The organism is Bradyrhizobium sp. 142 (assembly GCF_023074015.1).
Lineage (GTDB): Bacteria > Pseudomonadota > Alphaproteobacteria > Rhizobiales > Xanthobacteraceae > Bradyrhizobium.
In genome coordinates this window covers 22,525-35,856 of sequence record NZ_JADPKQ010000413.1, presented here as the reverse complement: position 1 = coordinate 35,856, position 13,332 = coordinate 22,525, and the positions used below count along the sequence as shown (strand labels likewise).

Below are 13,332 nucleotides of genomic sequence, written 5' to 3'. Positions count from 1 at the left end.
CGGAAATTGAAGGTCCCGCCGCTGACCACGGCGGGCCTTCGCGTTTTTGGATCAGGCCGCGTTCTCGCGTGAGCGCCGCCAATCGATGGCCGCCTCCATGCTGATCGTCACGCGGCGCCCGGCACGCATCACGCGCGGGCCGAGACCGATTTTGCAGAGCTTGAAATACATCGCTTCTGAAATGCGATGAGCCTCGCAAAACTCCTTGATGGTGAAGGCCGCGCGCTCGGATGCGGTGCTCGGTTTGACTGCCATTTCTACTGTCCTCCAGTGTCAGCATCGAGGACCGTAGAGCGTGATGGAGGAGACGTGACGGGGGGTTTTGAACCGTCAGTTCTTCTGACCCTGGCGACGCAATGGGCGCGCCACTGGCTTCCGTTTTTTGGAAGAGCCGCGCCGACGCCGTTTCTTTGCTTTGTCGATAATGCTTCTGATGCCGTGTGGACCGAGCCGCGTTCCGGTTATTGCGGTGAGCGTCAGCTTCAAGAAGCGGATCAATGGACCGATCGGTTCCTGAACCTTGTTCTTTGAGGATCCGAGCCGTCCGTGAAGTTGCTCCTCCCAGATGGACAGCAGCCTGTTTTCCAGCCTCTCGCGATTTCGGTTATTTCTGCCGCCGAAAGGTGTGGACCATTTTTCATATTGCGCGCGCAGCTCGGCGAGCCGGGCCTCGTGCAATTTGAGATCGGGATCAGGTAATCCATCCAAGTCCCTCCCCGTGGGCGACAAGCTCTCCGGTTGCTGTAACTTTACCCTCAGACTGCCGAGGGTTCGCTGTGCAGTGTCGAGAGCCGCTTTGTACTCTACAGATCGCCTCCTTTGCTCTCTCAGGGTCTCGACTTCTGAAAACTCTCGGAAAGCTTCGTCTATTGCACGGCGAACTTCTGGCCAGTTGATCCCGTCGGGCCATTTGCGGCGAACTGCCTGGATGGCCTCCCATGTCTCCTGCGTGAGCTGAGTAAAGAGGTCTGTTTCGGCGTTACGGCTAGTACTTCTGAGCACGGCGAATGCCTCCGTCCGGTTATGGTCGGGGTGATCGCCGGGCTGAGCCCATGCGTGATAAGAGCACTTCGGGGATGCGTCGGAATGACCGGCGCAGGGTCGAAAAGCTATAGGCGCGAGCTAACGAGGATCGGCGCCAGTGCTGGCGCTCACGATCGAGTGAAGACTAGGCCGCTTGTACCAAGCTGAGCGGTTTCTCAAAATCGAGCAACGTCGCCCGCGTCAGCGCTTCACTCGGATCGCCAATGATGTACCGGCTGTAGTTCTTCTCGATCATCGCAACCGACGTGTCATGATGCGCGGCGACCACGCGGGTCGGCACGCCCTTCAGAAGTTGTCGGACGATGGAGCTGTGCCGCAGTGCATAGGGCGTCACGTCTGGGCCAAGCCCGAGATGCTCGACGACCGGACGGAACGTCGTTGCCAAGTTCCACATCTTCTCGAACAGCAAAGCATGCGCCGCCCGGCCGGCAGCCTGCTTACGCAGCGCCTGCGCCAGCCGCGTCGAGATCGGCAACGGCCGATATTCGATCTTGCGGTTCTTGCCTTTACGGCTGGTCGGGATCATCAAGCGCGGCGCGGTCAGATGGTCTTGCAAATCGGCCGGGGTCAGCCGGAAGACCTGACTTTCGCGGGCGCCGGTCTCGGCCAGAACGTCGACCAGAAGACCGAACTCCCGATCTTCATCATATGATCCGCTAACCAGGGCGGTGACCGTTTGATCGGGCAGGATCACGTTGCGAGCGACCTCGGCATCGGGCAACTTCTTCAGACCGTTCCTCCACGCGGCGGCATTGGTGATCCGCTTGTCGCTCCTGGCAGCCAGCGCCAGCGCGGCCTTCAGCGAACGCCCGATGCGATCGGCGGATGAGGGCTTCAGGCCGGCCTTGACCAGGCCGGCGCGCCAGTCGCGCAGCTCCCGCTCGGTCAGCAGTGCGACCGCCTTACTCTTCAAGCCATCGGTCAGATGCAGGCGGAGTTGGGTGGCGTTGTACTTGCGCCCGCCGCGCGTTTCGAGATCGGCTTCGTAGGCGTCAATGGCCTCGCCGACACTGATCGGCTGCTCGCTGTTGCCTTCGCCGGCACGCGCCAAACTCTTGGCATGGTCGAGCGCCTGCCAATAGTTCATGACGGTTTCGCCGTTGGCATCTTCGTGGTCATCGGCGAGGGCGAAGCGCTTGAGCCAGCCGTTGCACTTCACTGACCATGTGCCAACGCTCGCGTTGCGGCGATAAGCGAGAAAGATGCCGGGCGCGATCAGCGCCGTGTAAGGCTTCTTTCTCGTCACGAGCTTCAAGCGTGCAGTACGGTTTTCCAGAAATGCAGAACGTGTCCGGCGGGCCATGGTGTCCCTCAAAATGTCCCCGCGATGGGGGTGCAGGAGTATGGAGCCCACTGTAGCGCAGTAGAGATAAAATCAGCAATCACAATCGCTTAGTGGAGTTGCGTGGAGCCGTATGGAGCGCTATGGAGTGCACTTTCTCCCCTTGTGGGAGAGGGTGGCTTCGATGCGTAGCATCGAAGACGGGTGAGGGGTCTCTCTCAGCGAGTGAGACCCTCACCATTGAATTCGCGGAGACATACCCCCTCATCCGGCGCTTCGCGCCACCTTCTCCCACAAGGGGAGAGGCACAGCGCAAGCGATCAATTGCAGCCGATCCACTCGCCCGACGCATCGTCATTCAAGCGCGCCACTGCATCCGCACGGCGCGTCAGCACGGCGCGCTGGTTGATGTAGCCCTTGTCAGTGATCTCGCCGCCGTCGACGGATGGCGGTTCGGCGAGCAGCAGCGCGCGCGTGGCGTGACCGGAGGAGTTGGTGCTCTGCTGCTTCAGCTTTGCCAGGCCCTGCGCGATCGCGTTCCTGACGTTGTCATGCGTCAGCATGTCGTCCACACCCGCGCCCTCGGGCAGGCCGGCGAGGGCCCGGCAGGCAGCTAGATTCGGGAACACCAGGAAACACACCTCGTCGTCGCCATGGCCGGCCACCACGATGTCCTGCGCAAGCGGAGAAAGGGCCGAAATGCCGGCGACGCGCAGCGTGCCGACATTGACCCAGGTGCCGGAATTGAGCTTGAAATCCTCCGCGACGCGGCCGTCAAAGAACAGGCCGCGCTCGGGCCGCGCGGGGTCAGCGAATTTCACCGCATCGCCGATGAGATAAAAGCCCTCCTCGTCGAACGCCTGCTGCGTCAGTTCCGGCGCTTTCCAATAGCCCGGCGTGACGTTGGGACCACGCACGCGCACCTCCAGCTTGTCGCCGGAGGCGACGAGCTTCAGCTCGGTACCGGGAATCGGCACGCCGATATTGCCGGAGCGTTCTGCGAGGAAGTGGCAGTCGGTTGCGAGCGGCGAGGTCTCGGTCGAGCCCCAGGCCGAGACCATCGGCATCGGCCGCCCGACGGTCTCGACGGAAAGCCGTTCGAGCGCGTCCCACAGATTCTGCGGCAGCGCGGCGCCGGCATAGAAAGCGAACTTCACCTCGCCGAAGAAGCGGCGGCGCAACTCCTCGTCACTGCGCAGCGCCGCGATCAGCATGTCGAAGCCGCGCGGTACGTTGAAATAGACCGTCGGCATCACGCTTTTCAAATTGGCGAGTGATGTCGCAAACAGGCCGGGCGCGGGCTTGCCGCCGTCGATATAGAGCGAGCCGCCGTTGCGCAGCACGAGGTTGAAATTGTGGTTGGCGCCGAAGGTGTGGCTCCATGGCAACCAGTCGAGGATCACGAGATCGCCGTGAGCCTGTTCGAGAAACGTCCAGGTCTGCGCCTTGGCCTGTTGGCTCGAGGTCAGCATGCGCTGGGTGTTGACGACGGCCTTTGGTGTGCCGGTCGAGCCCGAGGTGAACAGGAATTTTGCAATCGTGTCCAGTGTCACCGCGGCGAAGGCTGTTGCGACATCAGGCGTTTCCGGCGTTGCCGCGATGGCGCGGAACGCGAGCGCGTCTGCATCGTCGGCATTGCCGCTGATGATCTGCGCCTGGTGCAGCGGCTTGATTGCGGCGAGCGCCGCGGCGAACGGTTTTGTCGCGGAGACATAGATCGCGCCGGGCTCGAGCAGCGTGATCATGCTCTTGAGCTTATCGAAGTCTTTCGACATCAGCGAATAGGCCGGCGAGATCGCGGCCGAGGGCACGCCGACATGCTGGGCGGCGAGCGCCATCAGCGCGTGGTCGATACTGTTGTCCGAGAGGATCACGAGCGGGCGCTCGATACTGAGGCCCTGCGCCAAAATCCATGACGCCGCCGCACGCGCCTGCCGCAGCGTCTGCGCATAGGTAACGGTGGTCCAGCGCGCTTCGGCATGGCTGCGCTCGGCGAGGAAGACCTTGTCCGGCGTTTGCCGCGCCCAATATTCCAGCCAGTCGCCGATGCAGCGCGCGCTCTCGCGCAAGGGCTCGGACGAGCGCAGCACGATGCTGCCGTCGGCGCGGTGCTCGGCGACGGTCTTGGGCGTTGCGAACAGGCTCGAAGCCTCACCGCGTGGGGCGGCTGTCATGTGTTTCCTCCTCGCCCGGATCCGGGACCGGGCGCAGCCTCGTTCCGGGCTGCTTGGCGATAATGTTGAGCACAGCAATTGTTGTCGTCAACAACAATCTTCCTCTTGCGTCCTCGAGGCGCTACAAGGAAGCGCAGGCAGGAGACATCACGTGACAGCCAGCTTAGCCCGGACGGACACAAGCACTTCGCCGCGCAAACGAGCGGGAAACGGCGCTGCGCTGCGGGATGACGTCGACGAAATCGGCCTCGATGCCCTGGTCGGGCATGCCGGCTACGCCGTGCGGCGTTTCCAGCTGTGGATTTTTCAGGATTTCATCAAGACGCTCAGTGAGGTCGATATCCGGCCGACGCAATATTCGGTGCTGACGGTGATCGGCGCCAACCCGGGCCTCTCCCAGATGGCGGTGGCAAAACGGCTCGGCATCGAGCGCGCGCGCCTCGTGCATCTGCTCGACAGCCTTGAGCAGCGCAGGCTGGTTAAGCGGATCAAGTCGAAGACAGACCGCCGTTCCCACGCCCTGCACCTCACCGCGCAGGGCGATACGGCGCTGGCCAGGTTCAAGCGGCTGGCCGCCGCACATGAGCGGCATGTGGAAGAGAAGATCGGCAAGGCGAACCGCGAGCAGCTGCTCCAGATCCTTGCCTGCTTCACTTGATCGCCCCTGCCCAGAATTTGAGCAAATGCCCGTAACGGGGCGCTGGCACGACCGCCTGCCAGGCACTCGAAATATCCCCCAACCCACTGATCCCCCGATAATATCCGGAGCAGCCGCGCTGCCCGGATTCTGTACACAATGGCACATCGCTTGCTTCAATCCGGGTGAAGACAAGTTGCCGGAGTTTCGTCGCCATGGGGGCTGAGCAGCCTGAAACGATCGCCGCGATTGTGGCCGCGCATCGCGCCGGCACGGTTACGCCCGCGCAGACGGTCGCGCGCAGCTACCAGCGCATCCGCGACCACAACGATCCTGCCGTCTTCATCAGCCTGCGCGACGAGGCGGATGCGATCGCGGAAGCCGAGACACTGGCCGCGCGAAAAGACGCCGCCAGCCTGCCGCTCTACGGCGTGCCGGTCGCGGTGAAGGACAATATCGATGCGCTGGGCTTTGCGACCACGGCGGCCTGTCCTGCGTTCTCCTACGCGCCGGCGCACAACGCGACCGCGGTGGAGCGCCTGCGCGCCGCCGGCGCCATCATCATCGGCAAGACCAATCTGGACCAGTTCGCAACCGGCCTCGTCGGCGTGCGCTCGCCCTACGGCATCCCCCGGAATTCGATCCGCGAGGATTTGATTCCCGGCGGATCGAGCTCGGGATCGGCGACCGCCGTCGGTGCCGGCCTCGTGCCGCTGTCGCTCGGCACGGACACTGCGGGCAGCGGGCGCGTGCCGGCGATGCTCAACAACATCGTCGGGCTGAAGCCGAGCCTCGGCATGATCTCGACCGCCGGGCTCGTGCCGGCCTGCCGCACGCTCGACTGCATCTCGGTGTTCGCGCTGACGGTGGACGATGCCGCGCTCGCGCTGTCCGTGATGGCGGGGCCGGATCAGGCTGATCCGTTCTCGCGCGACCGGCCGCTGGGCGCGATCACGCCATTCCCGGCCAACCTCCGCCTCGGCGTGCCGCGCAACGGGCAGTTGATCTTCTTCGGCGACAAGAAAGCGGAGACGGCCTACGGCGATGCGCTGAAGCGCTGGACCGCACTCGGCGCGACACTGGTCGAATTCGACCTCGAGCCGTTCTACGAAACGGCGCGCCTGCTCTATGAAGGGCCGTGGGTCGCCGAGCGCTATCTTGTTATCCGCAACCTGCTCGCCTCTGCTCCTGATTCGATCCATCCGGTGACGCGCGAGATCACGGCCGCCGGCTCGCGGCTCACGGCGGCCGACACCTTCTCCGCGCTCTACCGCTTGCAGGGTCTGCGCAAGATCGCCGAGCGCGCCTTCGCCAACCTCGACGCGCTGGTGCTGCCGACGGCACCGACTGCGTATACGATCGCGCAGGAGCTGGCCAATCCGATCGAGCTCAACAGCCGGCTCGGCACCTACACCAACTTCGTCAACCTGCTCGATCTCTGCGGCCTCGCGCTGCCGGCTTCGATGCGCGCCGACGGCATTCCGTTCGGCATCACGCTTCTTGCGCCCGCAGGTCGCGACGCGCTGCTCGCGAGCATCGGCCGCGTCTTCCATGCCGACACCAGGCTGACCCTCGGCGCCAAGGGCGTGGCGCAAGCACCGCTCGCGCCGCTTCCCCCAACCAGCGGCGATGAGATTCCGATCGCCGTCGTCGGCGCGCATCTGTCCGGGATGGCGCTGAACGGCGAATTGAAGGCGCTGAACGGACGCCTGGTCGAAGCGACCAGGACCGCGCCGGACTACAACCTCTATGCGCTTCAGACCACCCCGCCCAAGCCCGGCATGCTGCGCGTCGCGGCCGGCAAGGGAGCCTCGATCGAACTCGAGGTCTGGTCGTTGTCGTCGTCAGCCTTCGGCAGGTTCGTGAATGCGATTCCCGCGCCGATGGCGATCGGCACGATCCGGCTTGCCGATGGCCGTGCCGTGAAGGGGTTTCTCGTCGAGCCGGAAGTGCTGGGCGAAGCCCGCGACATCACCGCCTATGGCGGCTGGCGCGCGTATATGGCGGAAGCGGCGACGGCGTAGATCTGCACGCTGCGGGGGCTCGTCACCGCCATCAACCGCAGAACGCGGTCATTGGAAGGATGAAGTCCCCCGTGTTTCAACAATTGCCAGCCGGGATCGGGATAATGGCTCCTGGCTTTCGCCAGGGCCATACACATCACTTCGTCAGTGGGCAGCCGCTTTCCTTGGCGGTGAAGAAGGCCTTGTCGCCGGGGACTGTTGCGAGCAGCTTGTAATAGTCCCATGGCTTCTTCGACTCCGAGGGCTTCTTGACTTCGAACAGATACATGTCATGGACCATGCGGCCGTTCTCTAGCACCTTGCCGCCTTGCGCAAAGTCGTCGTCGACCGGCAGCTCTTTCAGCTTCTTGGCGACGGCATCCGGATCCTTGGTGCCGGCGGCTTTGACCGCCTTGAGATAGGAGAGCGCCGCAGAGTAAGTGCCGGCGTGAATCATGCTCGGCATCCTGCCGGTACGCTTGAAGAAGCGCTCGCCGAGATTGCGCGTCTTGTCGTTGAGATCCCAGTAATAGCCTTCTGTCAGCACCAGACTTTGGGCGGCCTGCAGGCCGAGGCCGTTCACCTCGGCCAGCGTCATCAACAGGCCGGCGAGCTTCTGGCCGCCGGAGACGATGCCGAACTCGGACGCTTGCTTGATCGAGTTGGTGGTGTCGAGGCCAGCATTGGCGAGCCCGACGATCTTGGCCTTGGAGCTCTGTGCCTGCAGCAGGAAGGAGGAGAAGTCCGAGGAGTTCAGCGGCACGCGCACCGAGCCGACCACCTTGCCGCCATTGGCGGTGACGATCTCGCTGGTGTCCTTCTCCAGCGCGTAGCCGAAGGCGTAGTCCGCGGTGAGGAAGAACCAGGTGTCGCCGCCGGCCTTGGTCAGCGCGCCGCCGGTGCCGACCGCAAGCGCGCGGGTGTCATAGGCCCAGTGGAAGCCGTAGGGCTGGCAGGCGTCGCCGGTGAGGCGCGAGGTGGCGGCGCCGACGACGATGTCGATCTTCTTCTTTTCCTTGGAGAGCTCGTGGATCGCGAGCGCGACCGAAGAGGTCGTCAGCTCCGTGATCATGTCGACGTTCTCGACGTCATACCAGCGGCGCGCGATCGAGCTCGCGAGGTCCGGCTTGTTCTGGTGGTCGGCGGTGACGAGCTCGACCTTCTGGCCCAGCACCTCGCCGCCAAAATCCTCGATCGCCATTTTGGCGGCCTCGACCGACCATTTGCCGCCATAATCGGCGTAGACGCCGGACTGATCGTTGAGGATGCCGATCTTGACGCCTTGGGCGGAGGCCGGCGCCGCCAGCAACAAAGCGGAAGTTGCGACAGCGGCCAGAAGGGCTGATTTCATATTTAAGCTCCCAGCAGTTTTCTGTTTTGAAATCGCGCGGATACTAGTGAAGAACCCCGCCCCTGCCCATCCATTGCATGTTGGTCGTTAGTATGAAGACGCGTGCCACAAAACAGCTGTCGTCCCGGACAAGCGCGCCTCAAGCGCGCGTAGATCCGGGACCCATACCCACAGGATTGAGTTTGGGGTTAGCTGGCAGTTGCCAATCGTCGCCAAACCGCCCCCTGGGGATATGGGTCCCGGATCTGCGCTTACGCTTGTCCGGGACGACAGCGAGGATGTGGATGCACGGCGGCCAATTGCGTCCCATCAGGTCACTAGCTCCGGCTTCTTGACGTTTTTCCCCTCCGCCAGATTCCGCACCACCACGTAGAAGATCGGGGTGAACAGAAGGCCGAACAGGGTGACGCCGATCATGCCGAAGAAGACGGCGACGCCGACGGCTTGCCGCATTTCCGAGCCAGAGCCGGACGAGATCACCAGTGGCAGCACGCCGAGGATGAAGGCGAACGACGTCATCAGGATCGGCCGCAGCCGCAAGCGGCAGGCATCGATCACCGCCTCCAATCGCGGCTTGCCTTCGAGCTCGATGTCGCGGGCGAACTCGACGATCAGGATCGCGTTCTTCGCCGCCAGCCCCACCAGCACGACGAAGCCAATCTGCGTGAGGATGTTGACGTCCTGCCCCATGATGCGCACGCCGATGGTCGCAGCCAACAGACACATCGGCACGATCAGGATCACCGCGAACGGCAAGGTCCAGCTGCCATACTGCGCGGCAAGGACAAGATAGACGAACAGCACGCAGATCGGAAACACGTAGAGACCGGCGTTGCCACCGGTGACCTGCTGATAGGACAGATCGGTCCACTCGAAGGTGAAGCCGCTCGGCAAGGTGTCGTCCGCGAGCTTCTTGATGCTGTTGAGCGCAGTGGTGGAGCTTGTGCCCGGCGCCGGCTCGCCCTGCAATTCTGACGCTGCATAAAGATTGTAGCGCGCGACGCGGTCGGGGCCCGAGACGTCCTTGAAGTCGACGACACTGCCAAGCATCACCATGTCGCCGGACGCGTTACGAGTGCGCAGCCGCGCCAGGTCGCTGGGCTCCTTGCGGAACGGCTGGTCGGACTGGGCGGTGACATGATAGGTGCGTCCGAACAGGTTGAAGTCGTTGACATAGGTCGATCCGAAATAGGTCTGGATCGTGTCGTTGATGTTGGCGATGGGAACGCCGAGCTTCTGCGCCTTGGTGCGGTCGATGTCGACGAACAGCTGCGGCGTGTTGGCCGTGAATGGCGAGAACACCGAAGTGAGACTCGGCGACTTGCGGGCGGCGGCGACGAGTTCGTCGGTCGCGGACGCAAGCAGTTCCGGACCTCGGCCTTGCCGGTCCTGGATGCGGATGGTGAAGCCGCCGCCGGTGCCGATGCCGGGCACGGCCGGTGGCGGAATGACGATGATGAAGGCGCCCTGGATCGCGGCGAGACGCTTGCGCAGTTCGGCGGTGATGGCGTTCGCGGATAGTCCTTTCTTCAGGCGCGTCTCGGGCTCGTCGAACACCGGAAACAGCGCCGCCGCATTGCCGGCCTGTGTGCGGGTGGCGCCCGAGAAGCCGGCGAAGGCGGCGACGCGGACGATGCCCGGTGTGTCCAGCGAAATCCGCTCGATCTCACGCACCACCTCGGTGGTGCGCGCCAGCGATGCCGCGCCTGGCAATTGCACCGAGACGATGACGTAGCCGCGGTCCTGCGCCGGGATGAAGCCCTGCGGCGTGGTGCCTATCAGCCAGCCGGCGCTGCCGATCAGCACGACGTAGATCAGGATCATCACCACCGCATGCCGGATCACGAAATTGGCAAGGCCCGCATAACCATGCGCCAGGCGGTCGAACACGCGGTTGAAGACTTCGGTGAAGGCGTCCCAACCGCGCGCCACGACATTCCAGCGCGCCGGCGGCCGCTTCTCTTCGTGCGGCACCAGGATCTGCGAGGCCAGGGCCGGCGACAGCGTCAGCGAGCAGAAGCAGGAGATCGCGGTCGCGACCGCGATGGTGACGGCGAATTGCTGGAAGAATTGCCCGGAAATGCCGCCGAGGAATGCGGTCGGGACGAACACCGCGCACAGCACCAGCGCGATCGAGACCAGCGCGCTGCCGACCTCCTCCATGGTCTTGAGCGCGGCGTCGCGCCGACTCATGTCGTGCTCGAGGTGGCGCTCGACATTCTCGACCACGACGATGGCGTCGTCGACCACGATGCCGACGGCGAGCACGAGGCCGAACAGCGTCAGATTGTTGATGGAGAAACCGAGCGCCGCCATCACCGCGAAGGTGCCGACCAGCGAGACCGGTATGGCGATGATCGGAATGATCGCAGGCCGCCATCCTTGCAGGAACACCAGCACCACGACGACCACCAGCAGCATGGCTTCGTAAATGGTCTTGATCAGCTCGTGGACGGATTGGGCGATGAACTCGGTCGGGTTGTAGCCGATATTGTAATCAAGGCCTTTCGGAAAATTTGCCTTGAGCTTCGTCATCGTGTCGGAGATGTTTTTGGCCGTCGCAAGCGCGTTCGACCCCGGCCGCTGCGTCACCAGCATGGCGACCGCCGATTTGCGCAGCAGGAAGCTGTTGGTGGTGTAGGCAAGCGCGCCGAGCTCTATGCGGGCGACGTCGCGCAAACGCACCGTGCGGCCGTCGGAGCCGGCCTTGATCAAAATATCCTCGAACTGCCTCTGGTCCTTCAGGCGCCCGGTGAAGGTGAGGTTCGGCTGGAAGGCGCGGTCGGCGATCGGAGGCTCGGCGATCTGGCCGCCTGCGATCTGCACGTTCTGCGCACGGATCGCCGCGAGCACTTCGGCCGAGGTCAGGCCGAGATTGGCGATGCGGTCAGGGTCGAGCCACAGCCGCATCGAATAATCGCGCGCGCCGAAAATCTGGATGTCGCCGACGCCGTCGAGCCGCAGCAGCTGGTCGCGGACCTGGAGCAGTGCGTAGTTGGAGATGTAGAGCTGGTCGAAGGTGTCATCGGGCGACAGCATGAACACGACCATCAGGATGTCGGGCGAGTTCTTGCGCGTGGTGACGCCGTTGCGCTGCACTTCCTCGGGCAGACGCGGCTGCGCGATCGCGACGCGGTTCTGCACCAGCACCTGGGCCTTGTCGAGGTCGGTACCGAGCTTGAAGGTGACGGTGATGGTGAGCTGGCCGTTCGAGGTCGCCTGGCTGTAGAGATACAGCATGTCTTCGACGCCGTTGATCTCCTGCTCGATCGGAGCGGCGACTGTATCCGACACGGTCTGCGCGGACGCGCCGGGATATTGCGTGGTCACCACCACCGTCGGCGGCACCACCTGCGGATATTCGGAGACCGGCAGCGTGGTGTAGGCGAGCGCGCCGACGATCAAGAGCACGATCGACAGCACCATCGCCAGGATGGGCTGGTTGATGGAGAGGCGGCCAAGATTCATGGCTTGTCACCAGGCTTGCCACCGGCCGGTGCTTGCGCGGGAGACGGAGCGACCTTGGCGCCTACGCGGGCGCGCTGGATGCCGTTGACGATGATGCGGTCCTCGGCCTTCAACCCTTCGCGGATCACGCGCAGGCCGTCATCGAGCGGTCCGAGCACCACGGGGCGCGCCTCGACGGTGTCGTCCGGCTTGACCACGAACACGATCTTGCGCGACTGGTCGGTCGCGACCGCGACGTCGGGAATCAGCAGCGCCTCGTAGGGCGCGCTGCCGATCAACCGCACGCGGCCGAACTGGCCGGGCAAGATCGACAGATCGGTATTCTTGACGACCGCGCGGCTGCGCAGCGTGCCGGTCGAGACATCGAGGCGGTTGTCGAGGAAGTTGATGGTGCCCTCATGCGAAGGCTTGGTCTCGCCGGCCAGCATTACCTGCACCGGGTTTGCCGTATCTCGCGAGCTCGGGCGCCTGCCTTCGAACCACAGCTTGCTGTACTTGATGAATGTCGCCTCATCCATGTCGAAATAGACGTAGATCGGATCGAGCGTCACGATCGAGGTCAGCAGCGTCGACGTGCCGTTGTCGCTGCCCTGCACGAGATTGCCGGGACTGACGAGATGGCGGCTTACGCGCCCTGTCAGCGGCGCCGTCACGTGCGTGAACTCGATGTTGAGCTTGGCGGCCTTGAGCGCGCCTTCGGCCTGCACCTCTGCAGCGTGCGCGGCCTGCAGGGCCTGGCGGCGCTGGTCGACGACCTGCTCGGAGACGGCGCTGGTCTGCACCAGGTTGAGGCCGCGGTCGAGTTCGCGCTTGGCAAGCTCCACCCTGGCGCGCGCGTCCGAAAGCTGGCCGTCCGCCTGCTCCGCCACGGCCTCGAACGGTCGCGGGTCGATGACGTAAAGCAGATCGCCCTGATGCACGATCGCGCCATCCTGGAATTCGACGGAGTTGACGAAGCCGCCGACGCGGGGGCGCACCTGCACCTCCTCCATCGCCTCGAAGCGGCCGGTGAATTCGTCCCAATCGGTGACGGTGCGTTTGACCGGCTGGGCGACGGTCACCGCCGGCGGCGGCGGAGCTGCGGCCTGGGTGGCCGGCTGTCCACAGCCGGCAAGGGCGAATGCCGCGGCAAGCAGCCCGGCGATTGCGCGAGGTCGAGGCGAAACGAAATCGTGCGTTTTGACAAATTGCTCGCTTCCGTCCGGTCCACTCATCCCAGGTCCTCGCATAAAGCCGCAGAAGCATCAGGGTACTCGCCTACCCGCGGGTCTCACAAGATGGGTTTCAATGATGGACTCTTCAAGACGAGCGTGGGCGCCATCTCTGGTGGGCTACCCTAGCCGGGCGGATGGGTTGACACAGAGATAGACGCC

General features: G+C 63.9%; 9 protein-coding genes. 2 read left to right on the top strand and 7 right to left on the bottom strand.

What is annotated here, in order from left to right; genetic code table 11:
* Nucleotides 1–51: 51 nt before the first annotated feature.
* From IVA82_RS37975 to IVA82_RS37960, 4 genes are all read right to left on the bottom strand, one after another.
* The gene (locus IVA82_RS37975; protein ID WP_247385054.1) at nt 52–255 is read right to left on the bottom strand and encodes a hypothetical protein; all 204 of its coding nucleotides are present in this window, start codon (nt 253–255) and stop codon (nt 52–54) included.
* 75 nt (nt 256–330) lie between these two features.
* On the bottom strand, nt 331–1,002 hold the full coding sequence (locus IVA82_RS37970) for a hypothetical protein (RefSeq protein WP_247385053.1): 672 nt from the start codon (nt 1,000–1,002) through the stop codon (nt 331–333).
* A gap of 166 nt (nt 1,003–1,168) precedes the next feature.
* Nucleotides 1,169–2,347 carry a tyrosine-type recombinase/integrase gene (locus tag IVA82_RS37965; RefSeq protein WP_247493808.1) on the bottom strand — a complete coding sequence of 393 codons (1,179 nt, stop codon included), beginning with the start codon at nt 2,345–2,347 and terminating at the stop codon, nt 1,169–1,171.
* A gap of 299 nt (nt 2,348–2,646) precedes the next feature.
* Entirely contained in the window at nt 2,647–4,500 is a 1,854-nt protein-coding gene (locus IVA82_RS37960; RefSeq protein ID WP_247385050.1) for a feruloyl-CoA synthase, read from the bottom strand.
* Nucleotides 4,501–4,651: 151 nt separating this feature from the next.
* Here IVA82_RS37960 and IVA82_RS37955 point away from each other — a divergent pair, with 151 nt between their 5' ends.
* Both IVA82_RS37955 and atzF read left to right on the top strand, forming a co-directional pair.
* The gene (locus IVA82_RS37955) at nt 4,652–5,158 is read left to right on the top strand and encodes a MarR family transcriptional regulator (RefSeq protein ID WP_346658729.1); all 507 of its coding nucleotides are present in this window, start codon (nt 4,652–4,654) and stop codon (nt 5,156–5,158) included.
* Nucleotides 5,159–5,352: 194 nt separating this feature from the next.
* Nucleotides 5,353–7,161: an allophanate hydrolase gene (gene atzF / locus IVA82_RS37950; protein ID WP_247385047.1), complete on the top strand. Its 1,809-nt coding sequence runs from the start codon at nt 5,353–5,355 to the stop codon at nt 7,159–7,161.
* A gap of 136 nt (nt 7,162–7,297) precedes the next feature.
* On the opposite strand, the gene IVA82_RS37945 is transcribed toward atzF, so the two are convergent.
* The 3 genes from IVA82_RS37945 to IVA82_RS37935 form a co-directional block, all read right to left on the bottom strand.
* The gene (locus IVA82_RS37945) at nt 7,298–8,491 is read right to left on the bottom strand and encodes an ABC transporter substrate-binding protein (RefSeq protein WP_247385046.1); all 1,194 of its coding nucleotides are present in this window, start codon (nt 8,489–8,491) and stop codon (nt 7,298–7,300) included.
* 309 nt (nt 8,492–8,800) lie between these two features.
* Nucleotides 8,801–11,959, bottom strand: coding sequence for a multidrug efflux RND transporter permease subunit (locus tag IVA82_RS37940; RefSeq protein ID WP_247385045.1), 3,159 nt, complete (start codon nt 11,957–11,959; stop codon nt 8,801–8,803).
* The gene (locus tag IVA82_RS37935; RefSeq protein WP_247385044.1) at nt 11,956–13,173 is read right to left on the bottom strand and encodes an efflux RND transporter periplasmic adaptor subunit; all 1,218 of its coding nucleotides are present in this window, start codon (nt 13,171–13,173) and stop codon (nt 11,956–11,958) included. Before IVA82_RS37935 ends, IVA82_RS37940 begins: the two co-directional genes overlap by 4 nt.
* Nucleotides 13,174–13,332: the final 159 nt, after the last annotated feature.

Coding starts and splice junctions, on each gene's coding strand:
- atzF (WP_247385047.1), top strand. CDS start 5,353: ATGGGGGCTGAGCAGCCTGAAACGATCGCCGCGATTGTGGCCGCGCAT.
- IVA82_RS37945 (WP_247385046.1), bottom strand. CDS start 8,491: ATGAAATCAGCCCTTCTGGCCGCTGTCGCAACTTCCGCTTTGTTGCTG.
- IVA82_RS37975 (WP_247385054.1), bottom strand. CDS start 255: ATGGCAGTCAAACCGAGCACCGCATCCGAGCGCGCGGCCTTCACCATC.
- IVA82_RS37940 (WP_247385045.1), bottom strand. CDS start 11,959: ATGAATCTTGGCCGCCTCTCCATCAACCAGCCCATCCTGGCGATGGTG.
- IVA82_RS37960 (WP_247385050.1), bottom strand. CDS start 4,500: ATGACAGCCGCCCCACGCGGTGAGGCTTCGAGCCTGTTCGCAACGCCC.
- IVA82_RS37935 (WP_247385044.1), bottom strand. CDS start 13,173: ATGAGTGGACCGGACGGAAGCGAGCAATTTGTCAAAACGCACGATTTC.
- IVA82_RS37965 (WP_247493808.1), bottom strand. CDS start 2,347: ATGGCCCGCCGGACACGTTCTGCATTTCTGGAAAACCGTACTGCACGC.